This window comes from Roseateles sp. GW821-FHT09G03 (assembly GCF_059416045.1).
This window is the reverse complement of sequence record NZ_JBWKOK010000001.1, coordinates 971,335-995,384: the sequence shown is the minus strand read 5'-3', so window position 1 is coordinate 995,384 and position 24,050 is coordinate 971,335. Positions and strand designations below refer to the sequence as shown.

General features: G+C 70.1%; 20 protein-coding genes. 5 read left to right on the top strand and 15 right to left on the bottom strand.

Annotated features, from left to right (window positions below; translation table 11 throughout):
• Positions 1 to 81: 81 nt before the first annotated feature.
• Positions 82 to 1,350, bottom strand: coding sequence for an AI-2E family transporter (locus AC07OZ_RS04445; RefSeq protein ID WP_495465943.1), 1,269 nt, complete (start codon positions 1,348 to 1,350; stop codon positions 82 to 84).
• Between the two features lie 669 nt (positions 1,351 to 2,019).
• Between AC07OZ_RS04445 and rpoN the strand changes: the two genes are divergently transcribed.
• Positions 2,020 to 3,423 (top strand): RNA polymerase factor sigma-54, encoded by a 1,404-nt coding sequence (gene rpoN, locus AC07OZ_RS04440; protein WP_495465942.1) that lies wholly within the window; start codon positions 2,020 to 2,022, stop codon positions 3,421 to 3,423.
• A 145-nt stretch (positions 3,424 to 3,568) separates the two neighbouring features.
• On the opposite strand, the gene AC07OZ_RS04435 is transcribed toward rpoN, so the two are convergent.
• The gene (locus tag AC07OZ_RS04435; RefSeq protein WP_495465941.1) at positions 3,569 to 3,931 is read right to left on the bottom strand and encodes a hypothetical protein; all 363 of its coding nucleotides are present in this window, start codon (positions 3,929 to 3,931) and stop codon (positions 3,569 to 3,571) included.
• A 140-nt stretch (positions 3,932 to 4,071) separates the two neighbouring features.
• On the opposite strand from AC07OZ_RS04435, the gene AC07OZ_RS04430 reads away from it, so the two are divergent.
• Complete coding sequence (locus AC07OZ_RS04430) at positions 4,072 to 5,193, top strand: mechanosensitive ion channel family protein (RefSeq protein WP_495465940.1); 1,122 nt, start codon at positions 4,072 to 4,074, stop codon at positions 5,191 to 5,193.
• 193 nt (positions 5,194 to 5,386) lie between these two features.
• Here the strand turns inward: AC07OZ_RS04430 and otsB are convergent, their stop codons facing one another.
• From otsB to AC07OZ_RS04410, 4 genes are all read right to left on the bottom strand, one after another.
• The gene (gene otsB, locus AC07OZ_RS04425; RefSeq protein WP_495465939.1) at positions 5,387 to 6,187 is read right to left on the bottom strand and encodes a trehalose-phosphatase; all 801 of its coding nucleotides are present in this window, start codon (positions 6,185 to 6,187) and stop codon (positions 5,387 to 5,389) included.
• A complete protein-coding gene (locus AC07OZ_RS04420; protein ID WP_495465938.1) occupies positions 6,184 to 8,472 on the bottom strand; it encodes an alpha,alpha-trehalose-phosphate synthase (UDP-forming) in 2,289 nt (762 codons plus the stop codon). The genes otsB and AC07OZ_RS04420 overlap by 4 nt, the downstream gene beginning before the upstream one ends.
• Positions 8,469 to 9,047 carry a hypothetical protein gene (locus tag AC07OZ_RS04415; RefSeq protein ID WP_495465937.1) on the bottom strand — a complete coding sequence of 193 codons (579 nt, stop codon included), beginning with the start codon at positions 9,045 to 9,047 and terminating at the stop codon, positions 8,469 to 8,471. Before AC07OZ_RS04415 ends, AC07OZ_RS04420 begins: the two co-directional genes overlap by 4 nt.
• Before the next feature lie 103 nt (positions 9,048 to 9,150).
• The gene (locus AC07OZ_RS04410) at positions 9,151 to 9,363 is read right to left on the bottom strand and encodes a hypothetical protein (protein WP_495465936.1); all 213 of its coding nucleotides are present in this window, start codon (positions 9,361 to 9,363) and stop codon (positions 9,151 to 9,153) included.
• Positions 9,364 to 9,651: 288 nt separating this feature from the next.
• On the opposite strand from AC07OZ_RS04410, the gene AC07OZ_RS04405 reads away from it, so the two are divergent.
• A complete protein-coding gene (locus AC07OZ_RS04405; RefSeq protein WP_495465935.1) occupies positions 9,652 to 9,924 on the top strand; it encodes a hypothetical protein in 273 nt (90 codons plus the stop codon).
• Positions 9,921 to 10,484 carry a hemerythrin domain-containing protein gene (locus AC07OZ_RS04400; RefSeq protein ID WP_495465934.1) on the top strand — a complete coding sequence of 188 codons (564 nt, stop codon included), beginning with the start codon at positions 9,921 to 9,923 and terminating at the stop codon, positions 10,482 to 10,484. The genes AC07OZ_RS04405 and AC07OZ_RS04400 overlap by 4 nt, the downstream gene beginning before the upstream one ends.
• A 16-nt stretch (positions 10,485 to 10,500) precedes the next feature.
• Here the strand turns inward: AC07OZ_RS04400 and AC07OZ_RS04395 are convergent, their stop codons facing one another.
• From AC07OZ_RS04395 to AC07OZ_RS04380, 4 genes are all read right to left on the bottom strand, one after another.
• Entirely contained in the window at positions 10,501 to 11,967 is a 1,467-nt protein-coding gene (locus tag AC07OZ_RS04395; RefSeq protein WP_495465933.1) for a type II toxin-antitoxin system HipA family toxin, read from the bottom strand.
• Positions 11,964 to 12,299 carry a helix-turn-helix domain-containing protein gene (locus AC07OZ_RS04390; protein WP_495465932.1) on the bottom strand — a complete coding sequence of 112 codons (336 nt, stop codon included), beginning with the start codon at positions 12,297 to 12,299 and terminating at the stop codon, positions 11,964 to 11,966. The genes AC07OZ_RS04395 and AC07OZ_RS04390 overlap by 4 nt, the downstream gene beginning before the upstream one ends.
• A gap of 109 nt (positions 12,300 to 12,408) precedes the next feature.
• Complete coding sequence (locus AC07OZ_RS04385; RefSeq protein ID WP_495466485.1) at positions 12,409 to 13,761, bottom strand: PQQ-dependent sugar dehydrogenase; 1,353 nt, start codon at positions 13,759 to 13,761, stop codon at positions 12,409 to 12,411.
• 199 nt (positions 13,762 to 13,960) lie between these two features.
• Positions 13,961 to 15,157, bottom strand: coding sequence for a hypothetical protein (locus tag AC07OZ_RS04380; RefSeq protein ID WP_495465931.1), 1,197 nt, complete (start codon positions 15,155 to 15,157; stop codon positions 13,961 to 13,963).
• 215 nt (positions 15,158 to 15,372) lie between these two features.
• Here AC07OZ_RS04380 and AC07OZ_RS04375 point away from each other — a divergent pair, with 215 nt between their 5' ends.
• Positions 15,373 to 17,523: a TonB-dependent receptor family protein gene (locus AC07OZ_RS04375; RefSeq protein ID WP_495465930.1), complete on the top strand. Its 2,151-nt coding sequence runs from the start codon at positions 15,373 to 15,375 to the stop codon at positions 17,521 to 17,523.
• Here AC07OZ_RS04375 and AC07OZ_RS04370 read toward each other — a convergent pair.
• From AC07OZ_RS04370 to AC07OZ_RS04350, 5 genes are all read right to left on the bottom strand, one after another.
• Complete coding sequence (locus AC07OZ_RS04370) at positions 17,482 to 19,197, bottom strand: hypothetical protein (RefSeq protein WP_495465929.1); 1,716 nt, start codon at positions 19,195 to 19,197, stop codon at positions 17,482 to 17,484. The genes AC07OZ_RS04375 and AC07OZ_RS04370 overlap by 42 nt on opposite strands.
• A gap of 4 nt (positions 19,198 to 19,201) precedes the next feature.
• Positions 19,202 to 19,750 (bottom strand): hypothetical protein, encoded by a 549-nt coding sequence (locus tag AC07OZ_RS04365; protein ID WP_495465928.1) that lies wholly within the window; start codon positions 19,748 to 19,750, stop codon positions 19,202 to 19,204.
• A gap of 148 nt (positions 19,751 to 19,898) precedes the next feature.
• Positions 19,899 to 21,920 (bottom strand): hybrid sensor histidine kinase/response regulator, encoded by a 2,022-nt coding sequence (locus AC07OZ_RS04360; protein ID WP_495465927.1) that lies wholly within the window; start codon positions 21,918 to 21,920, stop codon positions 19,899 to 19,901.
• Entirely contained in the window at positions 21,917 to 22,894 is a 978-nt protein-coding gene (locus tag AC07OZ_RS04355; RefSeq protein ID WP_495465926.1) for a sensor histidine kinase, read from the bottom strand. The genes AC07OZ_RS04360 and AC07OZ_RS04355 overlap by 4 nt, the downstream gene beginning before the upstream one ends.
• Entirely contained in the window at positions 22,891 to 24,048 is a 1,158-nt protein-coding gene (locus AC07OZ_RS04350; protein WP_495465925.1) for an ATP-binding protein, read from the bottom strand. Before AC07OZ_RS04350 ends, AC07OZ_RS04355 begins: the two co-directional genes overlap by 4 nt.
• Positions 24,049 to 24,050 lie beyond the last annotated feature (2 nt).

Below are 24,050 nucleotides of genomic sequence, written 5' to 3'. Positions count from 1 at the left end.
TCGGAGGAACGGTCGGTCCGCCGCGGCCAGAAGCCGGCGGCGAGGACGAGCCCGCGGGCGAGGGAACGTCGCGGCGGCAGATTATGGGCGGTGCTGTTCAAGGGCGTTCGGATGGATCGCCGGGGTGGCACCATCGGCGAGAGTCAGGGGGATGTGCGCGGCGGGTCCTGCGGACGCATCGACGGAGGCGTTGGCGGCCGCGTTGTTGATCGCGCTGGCCGTCATGTTGGCGGGCGTATGTGCCGGCACGTAGCCGGGAACGGCCGGCGGCGCGTGCGGGGGGCGGGGCGGGCGCAACAGTGTGCTCAGCGGCGTGCAGGGCCGGTCGCTGCCGCGCAGGTAGACGGCGACGGGTCGCATCTGCCGGTTGCGCTGGCTGATGCTGCGCAGGCAGATCAGCAGCGGCACGGCCAGCACCGCGCCGGCGACGCCCCAGAGCCAGCCCCAGAACATCACTGAGAGCAACACCGACAGCGGATTCATCGACAGGCGCTTGCCGATGACCAGTGGGGTCACGAAGTTGGATTCGATCGCGTGGATGCAGAGGTAGGACAGCACCGGCGCGAACAACGCGGTGAGGCCCGCGTCGCCGAGCGAGGCGGCCAGCGAGGCCGCCAGCAGCAGGCCGCACATGATCAGCGGGCCGAGGTAGGGGATGAAGTTGAAGATCGCGGCCATCGCGCCCCAGAAGCCGGGGTTGGGCAGGTCCACGAACCACATCGTGCCGGACACGACCAGGCCCACGCCGATGTTGATCGCGCCGACCGAAGCGACGTAGCGCGAGATGTCCCGCTGGGCTGCGCGCAGGCCGCCGAGCACGACGGCCCGCAGCCGCTGGCGATGCGGCAGCAGCTCGATGCAGCGCGACAGCACCCAGTGCTCGGAGGCGAGCAGGAAGTAGAGGAGGATCGTCGTCGCGGCCGTGGAGACGAGGAACTTCAGTCCGATGCCCAACGCCTGCGCCGTCAGCGCCACGCCTTCGCTGGCGATGCGCTCGCGCACCGGATCCGTCGGCGGCGGCGGCGCGGCGCGGTTCGAGCTGCGCCGCTCGACCGGCGGCCCGAAACCCGGGATCGCCGCACGCCACTTGTCCACCTGGTTCAAGGCCTGCGACACCGCCACCGGCGCGCGCTGCCACCACTGCGCCACCGGCTCGGCCAGCAGCGCCACGCTCAGCACCGTGCAGCCCACCACCGTGGTCACCAGCATCGCCGCGCTCACCGATTCCGGGATGCCGTGGTGACGCATCGTCCGCACCGCCGGCGCCAGCACGAAGGTCAGGATCAGCGCCACCAGCACCGGCAGCACGATCGCGCTCGCCTCCTTCAGCAGGAAGACCAGCGCAATCAACAGAAGGCCTCGCGTCGCCCAGCGGCGCATCGTGGTCGGGGGCAGGGCGGAGGGGCGCAAGATGGTAAGGATGACGGAAGAGGGGGCCGGGCAGGCTGTTGAAGCAAGGGCCGGGCCAGGAGAGAGCGGGGGAGGGAGCGGTACCACTGGGTGGCAAGGGCCCCGACTCCGTTGGGTCGAGCGCGGGCGCTCCACGAGGCAGGGGGCATCGCGTCCGCGAACCCCCAGCCTCATTCCGGCCCCATGGAGGTCCTCGGACTCCGAAAGACGCGGTGCGCGGAGATCAGTGGACGTGGCAACGCCGGCCGTCGGTAAAAGGTGCCGAAAGCCTTGCGAGGAAGGGCGGGTGTAGCGGCGGTGGCGGACGTTGGGCGAACCGGCGCGGTGGCATCGAGGGGCGTCGAGGTTCGCCGGAGCTCGATGCGCCGATTCCCGGCAGGCCCCATGCCTGCTGCGTTTGCGGCGTTCGGGCGGGCACGCCGAATGACGGACGCTCCGCCATATGAAAACGCGGCGGCGAGGTGGCATGGTCCTTGCGCTGATGGCTCCATCAGGCCGGTTCGCCGGCACTGCCTACAACCCGTTCCCGTCCTCGCCGGCGGGGACCTTCCGGAACCGGTTGTCGGCAGCTTCACCCTCTACCGGACAGGAGTGTCACAAGTGGGAGCAATGGAACTCAGGCACGAGCACAGGCAGACACAGACGCTGTCGCCCCGCCTCCAGCACGCCGTGCGGCTGCTGCAGATGTCCTCGCTGGACTTCACCACCATGGTCACCGACATGCTGGGGCGCAACCCCTTCCTCGAGGTGACCGAAGGGTCGGACGATTCGTCGCCGCTGGACGCCGACGTGCCGGTCGCCGCGTCGCCGGTGATGTCGGACACGCCGGAACCGTTCCCGGACGACCGCGAGATCTGGCGCGCGGAGAGCTCCGGCTCGATGCGCCGCGCGGAGGACGGCGAGCTCAGCGCGCTGGAGATGACCGCGGCGCAGACCTGCCTGCGCGAACACCTGCGCAGCCAGCTCAACGTGCTGCGCCTGTCGCCGCGCGATCTGGTGCTGGCGACCATCGTGGCCGAGTCGGTCGACGACGACGGCTACCTGCGCAGCTCGCTGGAGGAGCTGGCGGCGGTCGCGCAGATGCAGCCGACGGTGGCAATCGAGGAAATGCAGATCGCGCTGAAGCGCGTGCAGGCCCTGGACCCGCTGGGCGTGGGCGCGCGCAGCGTCGCCGAATGCCTGTTGCTGCAGCTGCCCAAGATCGAGGACACGCGCAGCCGCCTGCTGGCCGAGCGCATCATCTCGCAGCACTTGAACCTGCTGGCGTCGCGTGACATCCCGTCGCTGGCGCAGCTGCTGGACGTGAGCGTCGCGGAAGCGGAGGCCGTGTGCCTCAAGCTGCGCCGCTTCGATCCGCGGCCGGGCTGGCGCTACGAGACCACGCAGGCCGCCTACATCGTGCCGGACGTGCTGACCACCAAGGTCCGCGGCCAGTGGCGCGTGCAGCTGAATCCGGCGGTGATCCCGAAGGTGCGGATGAACCAGGTGTATGCCGAGCTGTTCCAGCGGCATCGCCAGCAAGGCCATGCGGAGATGGCCACCCATCTGCAGGAAGCGCGCTGGACGATGCGCAACATCGAGCAGCGCTTCTCGACCATCCTGGACGTGGCCGACGCGATCGTGCGCCGCCAGCGCCACTTCCTGGAGTTCGGCGCGATGGCGATGAAGCCGCTGGGCCTGAAGGAGATCGCCGACGAGGTCGGCATCCACGAGTCGACGGTCTCGCGCGTGACCAACAACAAGTACCTCGCGACGCCGAGCGGCGTGTACGAGCTGAAGTACTTCTTCTCGCGCGCGATCGTGAGCAGCAACGGCAGCGCGTGCTCGGGCACGGCGATCCGCGGGCTGATCAAGGACATCATCGAAGCCGAACGCGCGGACAACCCGCTGTCCGACGCCGAGATCACCCGTCAGCTCGCCCGCCAGGGCCTGGTGGTGGCGCGCCGCACGGTGACCAAGTACCGCCAGATGCTGCGCATCGACGCGGTCGAACGCCGCAGACAGCACAGCTGACGACTCGAACCGATTTCCCGAGGCGCGATGGAGACAAGGACGGAGCCCCATGAGGCTCCGTTTTCATTGGCGCCGCGAGCGCCGCCGCCTTCGATGTCAGAGATGTCGTGGAGGGACGAATTCGTCTGCGGGCCTCCGTCGTATGTCAGCGGGCAGGACCCTTGGCCGGGTCGGTCTTCTTTCCGTCCTTGACCAACTGATCCCGCCGCTCGGCATCGAGCCCCGGTGTCGATCGCAGGTCGGTGTCCACCTGGCCCTGCTTCAGGTCCTCGTGCGCCTGGCCGATGACCGCGCGCTGGTCCTCGCCTGCCGCGCCGGAACCCATGCCGCCGGTCGAGTCGCCGCCGGTGCTCTGATCGCGCTCATGCGGCAGTTGCACGTCGTCGTTGTGCATCGGGGCCGCGTCGGGTTCGATCTGCCCCGGCGCCACCGGCGCCTTGTCCAGCATGCGGCGCGAGGCGGGGGCGTCGTCCGGGCGACCGGTCTTGTTGTCGGTGGTGCTGGCCATGGCGAGCTCCTGGTTCATTGCGATGCCCTGTCGAGGCAATCGGCCCACCCGCGCCTGAACCGCGCAGTGAGCGGTCGACAGCGCGGCCCAGGCGCATTCCGGGGCGTTGGCGCCGGAACGGCGCTTGCCCGCCCGGCGCCATGCAAGCCTGGAAGACCCGTTTCACGATCCTCGACACCGACCTCATGCTCTGGGGTCAGCTGTTGCTCGGCGCGCTGGTGATCATTGCCGGCGCGCTGTTGCTGCACGCGATCCTGCGGCCGATCGCGCAGCGCCTGACGCGCTTCTCGCCGCTGCTGAGCTCGGTCGTGCGGCGTTGCGACAACCCGGCCCGATGGGCGCTGCCCATCGTCGGCCTGCTGATCGCCGCACAGGGCGTGCCCGACACGATGCCGGGCATCAACGGCGTGCAGCATCTGCTGGGCGTCCTGTGCATCGTCGCGATCGCGGCGGTGGCGGCCGGCGCGATCACCGGCGTCGCGAACGGCGTCGCGCTGATGAATCCCGCGGACGTCGAGGACAACCTCGCCGCGCGCCGCATCCAGACGCAGACCAAGGTGCTAGCGCGTGTCGCCAAGGGCGCCGTGATGCTGACCGCGCTGGCCTTCATCCTGATGACCTTCCCCCGCGCCAAGCAGGTCGGCGCCAGCCTGCTGGCCTCGGCAGGCATCGCCGGGCTGGTCTTCGGCCTGGCGGCGAAATCCGTGTTCGGCAACCTGCTCGCCGGCCTGCAGATCGCCATGGCGCAACCGATCCGGCTCGACGACGTGCTCATCATCCAGGGCGAGTGGGGCCGGGTGGAAGAGATCACCTCCACCTACGTCGTGCTCAAGATCTGGGACGAACGCCGGCTGGTCATCCCGCTGCAATGGTTCATCGAGAACCCGTTCCAGAACTGGACACGCACGAGCTCCAGCATCCTCGGCACGGTGATGCTGTGGGTCGACTTCACGCTGCCGGTCAACGAACTGCGCGACAAGGCGACCATCATGTGCAAGAGCTCCGCCCATTGGGACGGCCGGGTCTGCGGCGTCCAAGTCGTCGAGACCACCGAACGCACGATGCAGATCCGCGTGCTCGTCAGCGCCAAGGACTCGGGGAAGGCCTTCGACCTGCGCTGCGAATTGCGCGAAGGGCTGATCGCGTGGCTGCAGAAGACGCACCCGCAGTCGCTGCCTCGCGTGCGGGCGCTCGTGGAAGACATCCCCGCACCCGCGGCACCCGTGCTCAAGCCTTCGCTGCCACCGTCACCAGCCCCTTGAAGGGCTCCGGTAGGACTCCCTCTCCCGCTTGCGGGAGAGGGTGGGGGTGAGGGCCAGCGGCCGCGGAAGTGCTGAAGCCTTTTGGACTCTCGCCAGCCCTCGACTGCCGACGCTGCGCACGGCTCGGGGCGACCGGGTCCCCTTTTCTCCATCTCCCTCCTTTGTCGGCCGCCCCGGCCGACAAATTCCCTCCTTAAGTTCCGAAAAGGGGACCCGGTCGCCCCTCTCCCGAATCACCGAGGTGTTCCAGCATCAGACGGAGCACGACGTCGATCTCCGCTTGTTCGTTGAGGTAGTACCTCGCGTGGCTGTGATCGAGTCGGGGGCCCACGCGCACGGTGACCCAGTCCGCGCTTGCGCGTTGGAACGCCGGCTCGTCGTTGGTGTCGTCGCCGACGTAGAAGCCCGTGTCGGCGCCGTAGCGCGCCGTCAGGCGTGCCATCGCATCGCCCTTGTCGGGCGCGCCTTCGACGAGCACGTTGACGACGCGCTTGCCGGGCTCGGTGATGACACCCGCCGGCAGATCCGCGATGAGCTCGGCGATCACCTCGCGCGCAGCCACGGGATTCGGCGCCATCCGGTAATGGATGGCGATCGAGGCGCCCTTGTCCTCGATCGTCGCGCCAGCCTGGTTGAGCCCCGGCTCCATGCGCAACATGCGCTCACGGAAGGTGCCCAGGGTCATCACGACGTGCGGGTCGGGGCCGTCGAATTCGTCCTCCGCGCCGTGGTTGCCGACGATGTGCGTGGGCTTGAAGCCCAGCCGGTGCCGCACGTCCAGGACCTGGCGGCCGCTGACCACGGCGACCGGCACGCGCGCGACCAGCCGTTCCAGCAGCTTCGCGGTGGGCTCGGGCAGCCGGGCCTCGTCGGGATGCATGACGATGGGCGCCAGGGTGCCGTCGAAGTCGAAACCCAGCAACGGGCGGCGTGTCATGAGGCGGGCGACCGCGGCGCGGCCCTCCGCGTCGAGCAGATATCGCACCGGCATCATGGCGTCAGCGCCTCCTCTCCAGACTCTCTCGATCGCCGCTGCACGCGGCGCGTGATGCGCTCGCGCAAGCGCCATTGACCGGCATCGGTCAGCATGCGGCCAGCCCAGCGGTAGACGTTGAACTCGCGCACCGTCATGCGCAGGCTGGCCATGCGCTCGCGTTGCTCCTGCGGCGGCATCAGCGCCGCGCGGTGCAGGGCGTCGGTGGTCTCTTCCACGTGGTAGGGGTTGATGACCAGCGCCTCCTGCAACTCGCGCGCCGCGCCGGCGAAGCGGCTGAGGATCAGCACGCCCTGATCGTCGTCGCGTGCGGCGATGAACTCCTTGGAGACCAGGTTCATGCCGTCATGCAGGCTGGTCACCACGCACATGTGCGCGGCGCGGTAGAGCGTCATCAGCGCCGCATGGTCGTGATGCTCGGCCAGGAGCACGACCGGCTTGTAGCCGGCGCCGCCGAAACGCAGGTTGATGCGCTCGGTGACGCGATGGATGCGGTCCTGGAATTCACGGTATTCCTCCAGCGCGTTGCGCGTCGGCGCCGCCACCTGCACGAGCACGAAGCGTCCCTGCCACTGCGGATGCTTCTCCAGCAGGCGCTCCACCGCGTGCAACCGCTCCAGGATGCCCTTGGTGTAGTCGAAGCGGTCCACGCCGACCGCCAAGACTGTGTCGGGCGCGAGCTTCAACCGCTCGAACACCGTGGCGCGCGCGTCCGCCGGGGACTGCCAGCCGGCGCGTTCCTCGTCGGTCGGCCACGCGATCGAGATCGGATAACTCTGCACCAGCGTCGGCTCGTCCCGGTAGCTGATGGTCGAATGCTCGTGCTCGATGCGCGCCTCCAGGTAGCGGTCCACCGTCTCGGTGAAGTTCTTGCAGTGGAAGCGGGTGTGGAAGCCCAGGATGGTGCTGCCCAGCATGCCTTGCAGCAGCTCGCGACGCCAAGGGCAGATGCCGAAGGACTCCGGGTTGGGCCAGGGGATGTGCCAGAAGGTGATGATGGTCGCCTTGGGCAGCTTCTCGCGGACCATCGCGGGCAGCAGGGCGAAGTGGTAGTCCTGCACCAGCACCACCGGATCGTCGCCGCGGGCCTCGGCGACCACCGCGTCGGCGAAGCGCTGGTTCACGGCCTTGTACTGCGCCCAGTCCGACTCGCGGAAGACCGGCCGCACGTGCGCCACGTGGCACAGCGGCCAGAGGCCTTCGTTGGCGAAGCCCTGGTAGTAGCCGCGTTCTTCCTCCTCGCTCAGCCAGACGCGGCGCAGCAGGTAGTCCTGCGTGTCCGGCGGCACCGCGACGCGGTCATGCGCGTCGACGACGTCCCGGTCCGCGCTGCCGCTGCCGTGCGCGATCCAGGTGCCGGAGCACGCGCGCATGACGGGCTCGACCGCGGTGACCAGGCCGCTGGCGGGGCGGCTCACGGTGATGCCGTCGGGGCCGCGCTGGTGGATGTAGGGCTCGCGGTTGGAGACCACGATCACCTGGTCGCCGCGCAGCTGCGTGCGCAGCAGGCCGCGCAGGCGCTCGGGATCCCAGGGCGTGAGCGGGCCGTGCTCGCGGTAGAGGTTGTCCTCGAGCTCACGGATGTGCTGGCGGATCTCGACCTCCAGCGGCTGCAGTTCCGGCGGGGCCGTCTCCGGTCCGCCGCGGAAACCGGAGGTGTTGAGCAGCGGACGTACCAACCCCTCGCCGCGCAGGATGGCGCGCATGCCGGAGACCCAGCCGCGCCAGCTCAGCTGCGCCACGATCATCGTGATGCCGGCGATGGCCAGGCCCAGCACCGTGATGAAGATGATCATGTAGCGCCGCGTGTCCAGGCTGCGGCGGTCGGGCAGGCTGAGGTCGTGCAGCAGCACCAGCCGCTCGGCCTCGGGCTGCTGCGGGTTGACCGGGAAGACGCCGATGTGGACCGCGCCGCTGGCCAGTTCCAGGCGCGGGTCCTTCTGGGCGGCGCTGAGCTCGGCCTCCTTGCAGCTGAGCGAGCCCGGGAAGCCCTTGGTGCTCATGACCTGCGTGCCGTCGGGCGAGCACAGCGCGATGCCCACGAGGCGCTCGTCCAGCACGCCGCGCTCGAGCAGGTTGCGCAGGCGTTCGCGCTGGGCGCTGGGGTCGATGTCGCTGATCGCGACGGACAGGGTCTTGGCGACCATCGCGCCGCGCAGGCTCAGGTCGCGGGAGAACCAGCGCAGCGTCATCCGGTCCAGCAGCGGCAGCGCCAGCAGCGCCGCGAGCGTCAAGGTGATCAGCAGCGGGACGAGGAAGCGGATCTGGAGGTGAAGCGACTTCATGCCCGGCTCCCCGCGCGACGCGGCGCAGGGTCTGCAAGGAAGAAGTCCTCGTCACCGTTGTCGTCGTGCGCATCGCCGCCTTCATCGGCACCGATGTCGTTGTCGAGAGCGGCCGGATGCCGTTTGAGCGCATGCATGCCGCCGAGCGCCAGACCGGCGGCGAAGGCGCCGTAGACCAGGAGCAGGCTGGCCGCCGACGGCGGGCGCGTGCCCGAGGCCGTGGCGCGCTTGTCCGCGCCGGGGGTGAGCACGCTGGGCGTGACGACGCGATCGACGCCCACGGCGACCGCCGTGAGCAGCAGCGCGTCGGTCACCGCGTTGCCGCGCGTGGGCCGGCGGCGCATCGCGCGCAGCCGGTCGTAGAGCGCGCCCCAGACCAGGCCGGTGGCCGCGTGCAGCGCGATGTCGGCGGCGGAGGTCTTCAACGGCGGGCGGCCGACGCGGTATTCGGAACGACCGACCAGATGGGCATGATCGGACCGGCTGCCGCGCAACAGCGCCAGTCCTGAGAACAGGCTGGCCAACACGCCATCGGCGCATGCCCGGCGCAGCGCCGGGAGCAGCAATGCATTCAAAGGCGACTCCTGTGTCAGAGGGAAACAAGCCCCTGAGGATGGCAATCGCCGTGCCGCCCAGGCACGGTGCGGGCCGGCATGCGCCCGGGCTGCCGCGGAGGCCTCAGTTCACGGCCGTGGGCGGCGGCATGTAGGGCGGCTCGCGCACGGGCACGGGGTTCTCGCCCGGGATCGGCGGATCGATGACGCCGGGCGGGTTGTCGCCGGGCTCCGGCGCCGGGCCGTGCGGCGGCGGCGGAACGAAGGGGACTTCGTTCGGATGCGGCGGGCTCGGCGGCACCGTGTGGGCGTCGAAGGGCAGGGGCAACTGGTGCATGGCGTTCCTTGTCGTTGCGCCGGCCATTGCAAGCGGCGCGCCCGATGGCATCGGGGTTCCGGAGGCCGGGGATCGGGAGTTCTGTCGGCAAGCGCTGCTGAAGGTCCGCGCGATCCACTGGCGGCCGGAACCTGCACTCAGACCGGACCCGTCGCCCGGGGTGCGGACCGTCCCCGGCGCGGAGGCGGGGGCAGGGGCGGCACCGCATTTGCCAGAAACCGGCAGAACCCCGCAGTACCCGGTCGAATCGGGTCCCACGCCCCTCGATCCCCAAGGAAGGCCCGTCTCATGAACGACATGGCACTTGAGTCGTCCCGGACGCCGGCGACGGCGGCCTCGCCGAAGCCCGATCAACCGCGACGCCAGGACGAGGAGCGTCCGGCCGGGCCGCCCGCGCCCGGACCCGATCAGGCGCCGCACGAGCATCCCGACGATCCCGGCGTGCATCCGGACGGACCGAAGCGTTATCACGACGACCACGCCGCGCCGGCCCGCCAGCGGCTGGATCAGACGATGGATGAGGGTGTGGAGGAAGGCGTGGCGCAAGGAGAACCCGCATGAGGGCGCATGTCCTGCCGCAAGCCGGCTTCCACGCGGACCTGATGGCGCGCGACGAGGTCGTGGCGCTGCTGGTCGACGATCATCAGCGCGCGCAGCACGCCTTCCACCAGTTCGACCGGCTCTGGACGCTGGGGGACCACGAATCGTGCGAGGCGCTGGTGCGCCGGACCTGCGCGTTGCTGACGGTGCATGCGACGCTGGAGGAAGAGCTGTTCTACCCCGCGGTCCGCAAGTGCCCGGAGATCGGCGCGATCGAGCGTCGCCTGATCAACGAGGCGGAGATCGAGCACCTGGTCGTGCGCATCCTCATGTCGCAACTGCGGCGGATGCGCGCGGAGGACACGCAGTTCGCGCCGCTGGTCGGCGTCCTGGGCCGTTACGTCAGTCATCACGCGCAGGACGTTGAGCAGGGCATCCTGCCGCGGCTGACGCACGCGTCGTCGGTGGACTGGCGCGCGCTGTCCAGCGCGCTGCGCCGCCGCCGCGACGAGCTCGACCGCCAGTGGCGCGACGAACTCAGCCTGGAGAGCCAGGAGTACGAGCGTCAGCAGGACGCGTGAGCGTTTCTGCGCGGGATCAACCCTCAGTGACGCCGCTGGCGCGTCGCGGCGATAGTGTCTCCATTGCCGTTGCTCGTGCTGCCTCCGATCGCGCAGCGGCCCGTTCAACCCGGCGAGCCAAAGAGGCGACCAGATCGTGCGACAGGAAGTGCGCCATCAGACGCTGCTTCTGGTGAGGCAGAAGCGCTGACTGCTCGATCATCGCGGGCCATGCGGCGTAGGCAGCTTTCACGCAATGAGAGACCACCGTCTCGGCGGGCTTGATCGGAATGCCTGCCTCCAGGCAGAACGCCTTGAGCAGGTAGGGTCGGATGGCCTGCCGTGCGGCTGGGCTCGCGTCGCGCAGGTCGCCACGACGCGGTGCAAGGCTTTCCGGGACCGTCAGCAACGCATGACCGCGGATCCGGTGGAAGACGGAGTACGCGACCAGATCGTAGGCCGGGGAGAGCGTCGGTGTGACACCGTCGACATAACGGACACCGATGTTCTTGAGGTGCATGTCGGGATTGCCGATCATCTCGTTGACGACCAGTCGCCTGAGCAGCTCGTGCACCGCGGCTTCTCCCATCGTGGGTTGCGTCATCAGCGCCAGCGCGATGTCGACATAGGTGATGGTCCGTCCGTCCGGGCCGCGACCGTACTTGTCCTCCGGCATGCGTCCCAGGATCTGGCCGAAGTCCTCCACGTGAATGCGCCCTTGAGGTGACCGGTCGAAGCGCGTCACCGCCAGGAAATTCGTGCTGACCGTCGCGTCGCCCAGATCGTAGTCGTGCGGCAGGCCCAGGCGTTCCAACGGTTCGAGCCTCGCTTCACAGGCATCGACGCCAGCGGCGCGGGCCAGCCGCAACGTGAGTTCCTCGACCTCTGGCAGCAGTGGCTGCGCGATCACCGGCAGCTTGGCGATGATGTGCGTGTCATGGTCCTTTGTCCTGGCAACGTAGCGCTCGCCGTCCCGGACGACGCCCAGCTTGGGCTGCACGCCCGACAGCGAGACGCCTTCGTCGAGCGGCTCGGCGGTCACTGACATCTCGAGCGCGTCCTGCCCTTGTGTCACATAGCGCGCGAGTTCGTCCCGTGACAGTTCGACCGGCAGTGCGTAGACATTCCCAGGCAGGTCCTTGCCGCAGGCCGCTAGCATTTCGAAGTGATCGGTCGGTGCGCAATCGCGCAGGGCCGCAACGTGGTCGCGGAACACGCCTTCCGGCAACAGGTTCTGGAAGAAGGCCGGCAGCAGCCAGTCGCTCCTCGACGAGCGGCGGCCGTTGAAACTCAGCGACTGGATGTCACGCCAGAGCCTCGCCTGGTCTTGAGGCGTGGCGGCATGCATGGACAACGAGAGCGTCGGTAGCGCCGAGCCTGCGCGTGCGAGTAGGCCCTCATCGATGACAAACCGGTTGGTCACGACGTCTTCGGACAGGGCGTACTGGAACAGTACGCCGACGCGCAGTTCTCCGAGATGGATCGCCAATGCCTTGACGTTCATCCGCGCTCCTTGCCGGCTCGCGATTCACGACGCGCATGAGCGGCGTCCAATGCTTCCGTGATGACGGAACGAACCGGAGGCCCGATGGTGTCGCCCGCCGCTATCGCAGCCGCAGCCCCCTTCGGTACCACCAGGATCGCAAGTCCCAGACGCTCCGCGAGGGCCATGAGCGTCGTCAACCGGAAGTCCTCCTGGCCGCTCAGCACGTGGCTGAGTGTCCGGGGAGAGATGCCAGCCGCCTCTGCCAGGCGCGCCTGCGTCAGACCATTGCGACGGGCCGCATCCCGGAGCGTGTCGGCGATGTCTGGGAGCGTGATGGAAAGTATGGTCATGGCAATAAAGTTCCAAATCGTCCTGAAAAGGTACTTTATTGCTGATCGCCGGTCAAGCGAATTAGAAATAAAGTGCCATATCAGGCGAATATAGAACTATGTTGCCATGTCAGCGAGACGCCGGCGTGCTCGCGGCGCCAGCCGCCGCCGGGAAGGCCGCCTGCGGGCCCGCGGCTCCCGCCGCGGTGACGCGCCAGATCACGTTGCCGACGTCGTCCGCCACCAGCAGTGCGCCCTGGCGGTCGAGCGCGACGCCGACCGGCCGGCCCATCGCCTGCCCCTGGGCATCGAGGAAGCCGGTCACCACGTCGACCGGCAGGCCGCTGGGCTTGGCGCCGACGAAGGGCACGAACACCACCTTGTAGCCCGCCGGCACCTTGCGATTCCACGAGCCGTGCTGGCCGATGAACATGCCGTGCGCGAAGTCCTGCGTCAGCTTGTTGCCGTCCGAGGACGCCAGCCCCAGCGAGGCCGTGTGCGCGCCCACCGCGAAGTCGGGCACCAGCGCCTTCTCGACGAGTTCCGGACGCTGCGGCTTGACGCGTTCGTCGACGTGGCTGCCGTACCAGCTGTACGGCCAGCCATAGAAACCGCCGTCCTGCACAGAGGTGATGTAGTCCGGCACGAGGTCGTCGCCGAGCTCGTCGCGCTCGTTCACTGCCACCCACAGCGCCTTGCTCGTGGGCTCCCAGGCCAGGCCGACCGGGTTGCGCAGTCCCGACGCGAACACGCGCGTGGAGCCGCTCTGCAGGTCGATCTCCAGGATCGCGGCGCGGCGCTGTTCGTTCTCGATGCCGTTCTCGGCGACGTTGCTGTTGGAGCCGATCCCCGCGTAGAGCTTCGTGCCCTCGGCGTTGGCGATCAGGCTCTTGGTCCAGTGGTGGTTGATCGTGCCGCCGGGCAGGTCCGCGATCTTGGTGGGCTTGCCGGCGAGCCGGGTCTGGCCGGTCGCGTAGGGGAAGCGCACGACGGCGTCCGTGTTGGCCACGTAGAAGCTGTTGCCGACCAGCGCCATGCCGAACGGCGAGTTCAGGCCCTCCGCGAACGCGAAGCGCTGGTCCGCGACGCCGTCGCCGTCGGTGTCGCGCAGCAGGGTGATGCGGTTGGCGCTCTTGGGCGTGGCGCCGGCCTTCTTCTGGAACTGCTTGGTGATCCAGGCCTTGGGGCCCTTGCCGTCATCGGGGCGCACCGGCGCGTTGGTCTCGGCGATCAGCACGTCGCCGTTGGGCAGCACGTAGAGCCAGCGCGGATGGTCGAGCTTGTCGGCGAAGCGCGTGACCGCCAGCCCCGCCGCGGCCTGCGGCTTGGCGCCCGCGGGCCAGCCGACGGCCTTGGCGACGTTGATCGTCGGCACCAGGCTCTTCTGCGGCTCGGGCAGCGCGGGATTGGGACCGTAGCCGGGCGGGGTCGCGGGTTGCGCTTCGAGCGCCAGCACCACGCGCGCGCCGCCGGCCAGGGCCATCAGCGCGGCGGCCGCGACAGCGGCGCGGGTGATCCGCCGGGAACGGGCGGACAGGCCGGAAGCGGGCAGGGAGGACAGGGAGGACGCGGGCATCTTCTTGTTCATCGGCTTCTCCGTCGAGGAGCCGCCCCGGGCGGGGCGGCAGCAGCCGACGGATCAGCAAGCGGGATGCCCGGCCGCTGTCAGCAGCCCCGGCGCTTCAGCGCCGGAACTCCTCGGCGTCGATACCCTCCAGGCAATCGGCGGCTTTGCTCATCAGCATCTCAAGTGGCAGCCGTGGATCTGTGGTCGCGATCGCCTGCTGCAGCGCGCGCAGCGGTGCCAGCAGTTGTGCCACGGTCCTGCGCGAGGGGTCCAGCATGTTCTCGGGCAGGAGCGGCCCCAACTCCGCCCTGCAGTGCACGAGCGCCTTCTCCACGTCGAGCACCTGGAGCTCCAGCAGGGCTGCGCGCAGGGATTTATCCAGCGGCTTGCCGGCCAGGATGCTCATGGCTTTCCCGTTCGGGGTGCGGAAGAGTGGCGACACGCCCTTGTCCGCTTCCTTGCAGATCGCGCTCAAGGGCTCGTCGTGCTCTTTGAGCTTGCTGGCCACGATCCGACCGTCTGGCGTCCGATTGAACTCCTTCCAATCCGGTCTCGGGCGTCCGATGATCCATTGACCGAGCAGTGCCCCTTGAAGCGTCGGTCCATCCTCTGCATGCGTCGGGTAGTTTTCGTCCGTCAGCGGTGTGCCGGTGACCTCGTCGAGGATCACCACGGGCGGTTCACGAGGCACCTTCGGCGAGGCGTCGATCGTGGCCCTGGGCAGGCAGAAGTCGATGCGAGTCAGACGCTGCGTTGTCTGATGCAGCGTCGACGCCATCGCCGCCCTTGTGGCCCGGAAGGTCACTTCATCGTCGTGTCCGGCCGAGGTGATCGGAAGAAGGCGATACACCGAACAGCCCTCTCCAGCGAGTACCGTCGTCTCGCCATAGCCGACCGGCAGATCCAGATCAGGGTGCGCGGCCCGGATCCTGCGCACATGCGCGGCACGCGCGGCCGCCGAGCTTTCCTGTTCCACGTGCGGGGGAGCCTTCGGGGGGATGATCGCCGGCCGTGCGGGCTCGACGGCGGACCGGGCTGCCGGCGAGGCGGTCGACGCCTGGGGCCCCCTGACGCCATGCCGATGCGGGACCAGCGCCCGCACTTCCTTGGCCACCTTGTGCGCGGCGCCCTTCATCCGCCTCTTTGGTACCTTCAGCGTCTGCTTCAAGGACTTCAAGTGCCGAGCGATCACGCCCTTGGTGAAACTCGCCTGAACCGGTGTGAACGACGCGGGGCGATCCGACGCGTCATCCGAGGGAGAGAGGATCTCGCTTTTCGAGGCGAGGAAGGACGAACTGAAAGGGGACTTCATGCGTGCGCACTCCGGGCCGCCCGACCGCCCTCCCGGTGGGATCGTTGCGGGGGCATGGAGGTTTTGTCGTCATGAGACAACCATCAGTTCTGCGAACCTGATTGCCATGGGACAACACCTGGCACCCCGCTTGCTCTGGCAGCGGCCGGTTCGAACGTCGGTGATGTGCGGCCACGCCGGACGAACTGCGGTACACAGGCATCCCTGGGAGGACGATGAAGACGATTCGACACACCGCCTGCGCGAGCGCGGTCATGGGGCTGCTCTGGGCGCCTGCCTTCGCGCAGCAGGCGCCGGCCGCGGCCGCCCAGGCGCTGCCCACCGTGGTCGTGTCCGGCAGCGTGGCGGAACGCCGGCTGGACGAGGCACCGTACGCGGCGTCGGTCGTCGATGCCGACGCGCTGCGCGGCGCGGGGCCGATGATCAACCTGTCCGAGGCGCTGAACCGCGTCCCCGGCCTGACCGCCAACAACCGGCAGAACTACGCCCAGGACCTGCAGCTGTCCTCGCGCGGTTTCGGCGCCCGCGCGCCGTTCGGGGTGCGCGGGCTGCGGCTCTACACGGACGGCATCCCGGCCACGATGCCGGACGGGCAGGGTCAGGTCACGCACTTCGACCTCGCGTCCGCCGCGCGCGTCGAAGTGCTGCGCGGGCCGTTCTCGGCGCTCTACGGCAACAGCTCCGGCGGTGTCATCGCGCTGGTGAGCGCACCGGTGCGCGAGCGCTTCGCGGAACTGGACCTCGACGCCGGCAGCGCCGGGCTGCGTCAGGCGCGCCTGACCGCCGGCACACCCTTCGGCGAAGGATGGGAGGCGCAGGGCGGCGTGTCGCGCATGGAGACCGACGGCTTCCGGCCGCACAGCGCCGCGCGGCGCACGCTGGTCAACGGTCGCCTCGCCTGGACTGGAACGCGCGACCAGGTGCTGCTGCTGGTCAACGACATCGACCAGCGCGCGCAGGACCCGCTCGGACTGACCGCCGCGCAGTTCGCCGCGGATCCGGACCAGACCGCCTCGCAGGCCGAGCAGTTCAACACCCGCAAGAACGCCAGCCAGACACAGCTCGGCGCGCGCTGGCGGCATCGCTTCGACGACGCGAGTGTCTTGTCCGAGAGCGTGCTGACCGCCTACGGCGGCCACCGCTCGGTGACGCAGTGGCAGTCCATCGCCGTGGGCGCGCAGACACCGGCGGGCAGCGGCGGCGGGGTCGTCGACTTCAGCCGGCGCTACGACGGTGTCGACGCGCGCCTGCTGTGGCGGCTGGGACCGGCCACGTTGGTGACCGGCGTGAACGTCGAGCGCCAGAAGGACGATCGTCAGGGCTACGAGAACTTCCTCGGCACCGGCGCATCGCAGCAGCTTGGCGTGACCGGCGCGCTGCGCCGCGACGAGGAGAACGAGGCCGTCACGCGCGAGGCCTATGCCCAGGCGGAACTGCCGCTGACGACGACGCTGTCCGCCAGCGCCGGCGTGCGCGCCGGCCGCGTGTCGCTGTCCGCCCGCGACCGCTTCCTGAGCAATGGCGACGACTCCGGATCGCTGCGTTATGACTACGCGAATCCAGCAGTCGGGCTCGGATGGAAGGTGGCGCCGTCGCTGTTGCTGCACGCCGCGCTGGGTCGCGGCTTCGAGTCGCCGACGCTCAACGAGCTGGCCTATCGCGCGGACGGGCAGGGCGGTTTCAACACCGCGTTGCGGCCACAGAAAAGCCTGCAGCAGGAGATCGGCGCGAAGTGGCGCGGCGGCGACGTCGAACTCGACGCCACGGCCTTTCACGTCGCCACGCGCGACGAGATCGGCGTGCTGTCCAACAGCGGCGGACGCTCGAGTTACCAGAATGTCGGCCGCACGCGGCGCAGCGGCGTGGAGCTGTCCGGCGCCTGGGACGTCGCGCCGCGCTGGCGCGCGCAGATGGCGATTGGCACTTTGAAGGCGCGTTACCGCGACGGGTTCCTGACCTGCACCGGTACCCCATGCCCGACCGCCAATGTGCCGGTGTCCACGGGCAATCGCATCGCGGGCACCAACGGCGGCAGCGCCTACGCCGAAGTCGCGTGGCGCCCCTTCGAGGCGGCGCGCGACGGCGAGCTCGCCGTGGAATGGCGCGGCGTGAAGCGCACCGCGGTGAACGACATCAACAGCGAATGGGCCGGCGGCTACGGCCTGCTCAACCTGCGTGCCCGTCATGGCTGGACCGTCGGCGCGATGCGTGCCGAGCTGATCGCGCGCGTCGACAACGCCGCCGACCGGCGTTACGTCGGCAGCGTCATCGTCAACGACGGCAACGGCCGGTTCTACGAGCCGGCACCGGGCCGGTCGTTCTGGCTAGGCCTCTCGCTGCGCGCGGCGTCGCCACGGGAACCATGATCGCCCGGACGGCTCCGGCTCCTCCGTCCGCGCCGCCAAGGCGGGCAGGCCGTGGCGCGTCTCGATATCGTGGATCAGACGCAGGACCGTCGGCAGGCGAAAGTCGCCGGTGTCGATGGGCGGCTGCCCGAGGGTTCTCCGCTGCGCCATCGCCGACTGGATCCGCCTGCTCGCCGCGACCGACGCATCCCTCAGCTTGAGCGCGGCCCGCGCGCGCTTGGGGCCGTCCTTCATCCAGCGCAGGGCGATGGCATCGCGGAGCAGCGGGGCGAGTTCCTTGTCCCGCTTCTTGAACGGGCTGAACGGGGACGCCTTGCGCAGCAGGTCGGAGAGTTCCAGATCGCCGATCAGAGGTGGCGTGCGCGTCGGGGACGGCGTCCCGGCATCGACCGCCACGGTGTGCCTCAAGGCCGATGCCGATGCCGATGCCGATGCCGATGCCGATGCCGACGTTGGCGTTGGAGTTGGAGTTGGAGTTGGAGTTGGCGCCGGTCGGGGTGGTCGGAGCGAGGGGGTGTCGAGCCAGTCGAGGCGATGCGGGAAGCGTCCCAGCAGCAGGCGCAATGAGAGCGTCGGATCTTCCTTGACGAGCAGCTGCACCACGCGGATGGCGTCGACCGAGCGACGCACGGCCTCGTGCTGCGCCACGACGCCCGGCGCTTCGCCCGCGGTGCGGGCGGGCGCGTCCCGGCGTCGGTGGGCCAGGTCGGTCATCAGGGTCTGATACAGCTGGCGCGTATCGATGCCCAGCACCTTGGCCGCGAGCGCCGGGTCCAGCGGCTGCTCCCAGGCCGGCCCCGCGTCGTCCGGGACGCGGAACAAGGGCGCCAGTCCGTACAGACGCTGCATCGCCGACAACGGCAGCAGCAGGGACCGGTCATCGGGAAAGGCGGTGCCGAGGTCCAGCGGCCAACAGCGACCCTGGGTATCGACGAGATGTCGATCCTCCCAGGACGACTGCCAGTCGTTGGTGAACAGCCGGCGCAGCGCCTGCGTCTGAAGCAGGGTCGCCGAGGGGTCACTGGCGGCTTCCCGGAGCGCTAGCTCGAGCATGGCGTTCGCCTTGGCGTCTTCGCGCCGCAGCGCGGCAAAGGCCAGCTGCAGGGGCTCCGACAGGACGCCGGGTGCCGGGACGAGGTGGCCCGCGCCCAGACCGGGCAGGACGTGAGGCACCGGATGGGCGATGCCGAGCGACAGGTCGTGATCGAGGCGCAGCGTCTCCTCCATGGCGGCGGATAGCGACGCGCGAGACGCCGGGGCCACGCCCCGCAAGGGAAGGAAGGCGAGCAGCGGTTGTCCCCGGAAGCCGCACAGCAGGTGGTCTTCCGGACGGCCCGGTACGGCGACGACGGAGCCGCGGCGCACCAGCGCGTCGGCAAGTTCCGGCAGGCGCCGCTTCAAGCCGGGGTTGGCGGCAGCGTGGAGAAGGAAGCGGGCCGAGACGTTGAACTCCCGCGCGCGTTGCGCATAGCCCGGCGGGATCTCGAGCATGGTCCGACGGTACTTCCGCGCTGCCTTGCCAAGCCGCTGGTAGTCGCGGTCCCGCCGCTCCGCCAGGCGTTGTGCGAAGGGCAGGAGGGCATCGTCCCGGCGCCCGCTGTCCCGGTCGGGCGCAGGGCAGGTCGCGGGAACGATGCCGTGGAGGCTGCCAGCGTCGAAAAGGGGAAGCGTCATGGCATCAGACCTTGCCGGGGAGACCTGCCGAGGGCGCGGGCTCGGCCTGCCGTTCGGGTGTGAATCCAGGCGCCGGATGCCCGCCGAGCTGCCGCGCGATCTCCGCGAGCGCCGCATCCAGACCCGACCGCAGGCCCAGTTCGATGAAGCCGTTGGTGTCCATCAGTTCGACCAGGTCGTCGCTGGCGAAGCGCGCGCGGCCGTCGGCAACATGCTGCCCGACGCGTCGCAGCACGTCGTCGCGGACCTCGCGGTCGGCGGTGTTCTCCACGGCCTCGAGCAGCTCGATCAGCGGCCGGTCGAACCCGTCGATCAGCGTCTCCAGGTCGGCGACCGCGTCGTCGAGCGCGACGGTCAGGCGCGCCCGGTCGGGGTGTGTCTCGCAGCGTTCGATCACCGCGCGCCGCAGATCGTCCACCGCCAGCCGCAATCGTCGGCGTGTCTGCGACCAGGTCTGGCGCGGCGCGGGCGAGGGCGCCTCGGGGCGCCCGGGGCGCGCCTTCGGCGGGAAGGCATCGACGCGCCCGGGGCGCGGGAGGGAGGAGGTCGTCATCCCCGTATGTCGCCTGGCAACGCGCGGCGGTTCAGCCCTCCGGGCGCTCGCCCGCACCCGTCGGACCGAACGTCGACAGGAACCACCGGATCGAATTGACATTCGTCAGCGAACGAACTGCCGCGCAGGAGAGATCTGCCGAACCGGCTCAGTTCGCCGCGAGCTGCTCCACCAGCCGCATCAGCAACTGCGGCTTGAGCGGCTTGGCCAGGTGGGCGTCGAAGCCGGCCTGCAGCGCCTGGCGCCGGTCCAGGTCGCGCGAGAACGCCGTCAGCGCGATCGCCGGCAGACGCTCGCCCGGCGCCTCCAGCGCGCGGATGTCGCGGACCAGCTCGTAGCCGTCGCGGCCCGGCATGCCGATGTCGCTGATCAGCAGGTCGAAGGCGTTGCCGCTGAGCGCCAGCAGCGCCTCGTCCGCGCTGTGGACCACGGTCACCCGCGTGTCGCGCTCCTCGAGGATCAGCTTCAACATCGCGCCCGCGTCGACGTCGTCCTCGACGACCAGCACGCGCAGCCCGGTCAGCGAGATCGCCGGCCCGTCCGCCGGACCGCCGTCGCCCGATGCGCCGAGGGCGCCGAATGCGCTCAGGCCGCTCAGCCCGCCGGAGGCGGTGTCTGCCTCGGGCAACGTCGGCGCCGTCGCTTCGCCGGGCAGCCAGAACCGGATCGCCGCCCCGCGCCCGCGGCCCTCGCTGCGCACGTCGACCCAGCCGCCGTGCGCCTCGATCAGGCTCTTGACGATCGCCAGGCCCAGCCCGAGCCCGCCGTGCGCGCGGCTGCTCGCCGCGTCGCTCTGCGTGAAGCGGTCGAAGACATGCGGCAGGAATTCGGGCGCGATGCCCTGACCCTCGTCGCGTACCTCGACCAGCACGCCCGCGTCCTGCGCCCGCAGCGACAGCGTGATCGCGCTGCCGCGCGGCGAGAACTTGGCCGCGTTGCCCATCAGGTTCCAGATCACCTGCTGCAGCCGGCCGCTGTCGGCCAGCAACACGGTGGATTCGTCCCGCAAGTCGAGTTCGATCCGATGCCCGCTGCTGTCGAGGTTGTGCTGGATCACCGCCACCGCGGCGCGCAGCACGTCGCCCGCCTCGACGCGCTCGCGCGCCAGCGGCAGCTTGCCGATGTTCAGGCGTGACATGTCGAGGATGTCCGTGATCATCCGCGCCTGGATCGACACGTTGCGGTCGATCGCCGCGAGCCCCTTCGCGAGCAGGTCCGGCGGGCTGTGCCGCTGCAGCACGTGCGTCCAGCCCATGATCGCGTTCAGCGGCGTGCGCAGCTCGTGGGACAGCACGGCGATGAGGTCGTCCTTCATCCGCGACAGCGCCTCGGCCTCGCTGCGCGCGCTGCGCTCGCGATCGAGCAGTTCCTGGCGCTGTTGCGCGAGCAGGCGCCGCTGCGAGATGTCCACGGCCATCGCCATGCACACGCCGGATTCGATCGGGGGAGAGGCCGTCCATTCGACCGGCACGCCGGGGTCGTCGTCCGATGGCTGCGGAGATTGCAACGGGAATTCGGCGTGCAGCCCGTCGATGCCCAGCGCCGCGATGAAGGCGTGCGCGGCGGGCAGGTCCGCGACGCCCACGAAGTCCGTCAGCGGCCGGCCGATGACGGCCTCGCCTTCGTCCGGACCCAGGCCGAGCAGCGCGAGCATCGCCGGATTGGCGTCCAGCACGGTGCCGTTGCCGGCCCTGAGCAGGCAGATGCCGCCGGGCGCCTGCGCGTACACGGCGCGGAACTTGGCCTCGCTGCGGCGCATCGCGTCCTCGGCGGCGCGCGTGCGCACCAGCGCCTGGATCGTCGACACCAGCACCGCCGGCTCCACCGGGTGCGTGAGGTAGGCGTCGGCGCCGGCGTCCAGGCCGCGCACCTTGTCCTCGTCGGTGAGGTAGGCGGCGGTCAGGTGGATCACCGGCAGCCGGAAGGTGCTCTCCTGCGCGCGCAGACGCCGGCACAGTTCGAAGCCGTCGATGTCGGGCAGGTGGATGTCGAGCACGACGGCCGACAGGCCCTGGTCCGCGACGCGCAAGGCGTCCGCCCCGGTGCCGGCTTCCAGCGTCGGGAAACCGGCAGCGTTGAGCAGGCGCACCGTCGTGTAACGGCCGATCGGGTCGTCGTTGACGACCAGCAGCCGATGCCGGGAGCGGTCGATGACACGCGCCTCGCTCATGCGTCGGGCACCTCCGTGGCGACGCCCGGTGCGGCGTCGTTGGCGGCGCCATCGCCATCAAGGGCGGCGTCCTGTGCGCCGGGCAGGCGCAGCGGCAGCGTCACCGAGAACACCGAGCCCACGCCCGGCTCGCTGCGCAGCCCGACGCGGCCGCCGAGCAGTTCCGCCAGCCGCTTGCTCAGCGACAGGCCCAGGCCCGTGCCGCGCAGCCGCTTCTGGATCGGCGAGCCGATCTGGGTGAAGTCCTGGAAGATCGCGTCGTGGAACTCCGGCGCGATGCCGATCCCGGTGTCGGTCACGGAGAAGGTGATCTCGCCCTCCGCATGCGGACCGTCGGGGCCGGGAACGCCCGGGACCATCACGGCGCTCACGCGCACCTCGCCCTGCGCGGTGAACTTCAGCGCGTTGGAGATGTAGTTGCGCAGGATCTGGGACAGCTTGGCGTCGTCGGTGAAGAGCTGCGCGACGCCTTGCGGCTCCTCGAAGATGAGCTGCACGTCCGGGTTGACCAGCACCGGCTTGAACATGCCGCGCAGCGCCGCGAAGAGGTCGACCAGCTCGAACCAGGCCGGCGACACGTCGATGCGGCCGGCCTCGACCTTGGCCAGGTCGAGCAGGTCGTTGACCATGTCGGCAAATTCTTCCGACGTGGTGCGGATGAAGTTGATCTGCTTTTCCTGCTCGTCGGTGAGCGGCCCGTCGATGCGGTCCAGCAGCAACCGCGTCAGGCTGCGGATCGACGAGATCGGCGTGCGGAACTCGTGGCTCATGTAGGCCAGGAAGCGGCTCTTGAGCTCGGTGGCCTGGCGCAGCTGCTGCGCCTGCGTGTCGAGCTCCGCGTACAGCGCGAGCACGCCGCGGTTGGTCTCGTCGAGCTCCGCCTGCAGCGCCTCGACCTGCGCCTGGGACGTGTTCAGCGCGTCGCGCAGGGTGGCGGGGTCGTCGGTGGGCATCGTGTCCTTCCTGTGCGTCATGCGCGTTCGACCGGGGCGTGGCCCGGGTCGCCGCCGCGTTCGTGGCGCCGCTCCTGGCGGCGGACCACCACCACGGTCGCATCGTCCTTGCCGCGCAGATGGTCCCGGAGGATCCAGCCGGCGATCACCGCGGGGTCGGCCTGCAGCAGTCCGGGCGTGTCTTCCAGCGACCAGCGGCTGACGATGCCGTCGGAGTGCAGCACCAGCACCGCATGCGCCGGCCAATCGTAGACGACATCCTGCAGGCGGCGGATCTGCAGACCCAGCGTGCCGTGCTGGGACAGCAGCGTCCGGTCGGACACGCCCGAGATCAGCCGGCCCGAGATGTTGCCGGCGCCGGCGAACAGCAGCGGGCCGTCCGGCGTGAGCGACAGCGCCGCCGACGCCGCGCCGCGCGTGCTGCGCAGGCTGTCGTGCGAGCGCTCCAGGAAAGCGGCCGGCGAGACGAGGTGGGCGGCATCGGCGCGCGCGAGCAGCGCCATGAGCTTGTCCGCCGCCTCGGCCGCGTCGACCCCATGACCCAGTCCGTCGGCCACGGCGATCGACCAGCGCTCGCGGTGCTCGTCATGATCGCGGCGCAGCGCCCAGGCGTCGCCGCTGACCGTCTCGCCCGGGGCGGCCAGCGACAGGCCGCCGACGTCGAAGGCGGTGTCGGCGGCGACGTTGATCGCGGAGGCGGCGCCAGGCGGCGTGGCCGCCGGCGCGCCGAGCCGGCTCCGGTCGGTGCGCGGCCCGAAGCGGGCGGCCAGGACCGTGCCGCGCTGCGGCGCGGAGAAACCGCCGAAGCGGTCGGCCATGCGACGGATCGCGCCGAGTCCGGTCCCGGACGTGCCGCCGCTGCTGTAGCCGTCCTGCAGGCAGCGCGACAGGTCCATGCCGTTGCCCTGGTCCAGCGAGAGCACCTGCACGGCGGCGTCGCCGGCGTCGGCCCTGCCGTCCTGACGGACTGGCGCCTCCACGCCGATCAGCAGCGCGGCCTGCCGGCCGGGGCCGGCATGGCGGAACAGGTTGGTGCCCAGCTCGGTGACCGCCAGCGCGAGCCGGCCTGCGGCGTCCTCGTCGAAGGCGAGCTCGGTCGCGAGCGCCAGCGCGGCACGCCGGGCTTCGCCCACCTGACTCGCGTCGTCGATGGGGAAGCGTCGATGCGCGCGCATGG

Excerpts from the sequence above, each read along its gene's own strand:
- rpoN (WP_495465942.1), top strand. The coding sequence starts at position 2,020 with ATGGAACTCAGGCACGAGCACAGGCAGACACAGACGCTGTCGCCCCGC.
- AC07OZ_RS04435 (WP_495465941.1), bottom strand. The coding sequence starts at position 3,931 with ATGGCCAGCACCACCGACAACAAGACCGGTCGCCCGGACGACGCCCCC.
- AC07OZ_RS04430 (WP_495465940.1), top strand. The coding sequence starts at position 4,072 with ATGCAAGCCTGGAAGACCCGTTTCACGATCCTCGACACCGACCTCATG.
- otsB (WP_495465939.1), bottom strand. The coding sequence starts at position 6,187 with ATGATGCCGGTGCGATATCTGCTCGACGCGGAGGGCCGCGCCGCGGTC.
- AC07OZ_RS04420 (WP_495465938.1), bottom strand. The coding sequence starts at position 8,472 with ATGAAGTCGCTTCACCTCCAGATCCGCTTCCTCGTCCCGCTGCTGATC.
- AC07OZ_RS04410 (WP_495465936.1), bottom strand. The coding sequence starts at position 9,363 with ATGCACCAGTTGCCCCTGCCCTTCGACGCCCACACGGTGCCGCCGAGC.
- AC07OZ_RS04405 (WP_495465935.1), top strand. The coding sequence starts at position 9,652 with ATGAACGACATGGCACTTGAGTCGTCCCGGACGCCGGCGACGGCGGCC.
- AC07OZ_RS04400 (WP_495465934.1), top strand. The coding sequence starts at position 9,921 with ATGAGGGCGCATGTCCTGCCGCAAGCCGGCTTCCACGCGGACCTGATG.
- AC07OZ_RS04395 (WP_495465933.1), bottom strand. The coding sequence starts at position 11,967 with ATGAACGTCAAGGCATTGGCGATCCATCTCGGAGAACTGCGCGTCGGC.
- AC07OZ_RS04390 (WP_495465932.1), bottom strand. The coding sequence starts at position 12,299 with ATGACCATACTTTCCATCACGCTCCCAGACATCGCCGACACGCTCCGG.
- AC07OZ_RS04385 (WP_495466485.1), bottom strand. The coding sequence starts at position 13,761 with ATGGCCCTGGCCGGCGGCGCGCGCGTGGTGCTGGCGCTCGAAGCGCAA.
- AC07OZ_RS04380 (WP_495465931.1), bottom strand. The coding sequence starts at position 15,157 with ATGAAGTCCCCTTTCAGTTCGTCCTTCCTCGCCTCGAAAAGCGAGATC.
- AC07OZ_RS04375 (WP_495465930.1), top strand. The coding sequence starts at position 15,373 with ATGAAGACGATTCGACACACCGCCTGCGCGAGCGCGGTCATGGGGCTG.
- AC07OZ_RS04370 (WP_495465929.1), bottom strand. The coding sequence starts at position 19,197 with ATGACGCTTCCCCTTTTCGACGCTGGCAGCCTCCACGGCATCGTTCCC.
- AC07OZ_RS04365 (WP_495465928.1), bottom strand. The coding sequence starts at position 19,750 with ATGACGACCTCCTCCCTCCCGCGCCCCGGGCGCGTCGATGCCTTCCCG.
- AC07OZ_RS04360 (WP_495465927.1), bottom strand. The coding sequence starts at position 21,920 with ATGAGCGAGGCGCGTGTCATCGACCGCTCCCGGCATCGGCTGCTGGTC.
- AC07OZ_RS04355 (WP_495465926.1), bottom strand. The coding sequence starts at position 22,894 with ATGACGCACAGGAAGGACACGATGCCCACCGACGACCCCGCCACCCTG.
- AC07OZ_RS04350 (WP_495465925.1), bottom strand. The coding sequence starts at position 24,048 with ATGCGCGCGCATCGACGCTTCCCCATCGACGACGCGAGTCAGGTGGGC.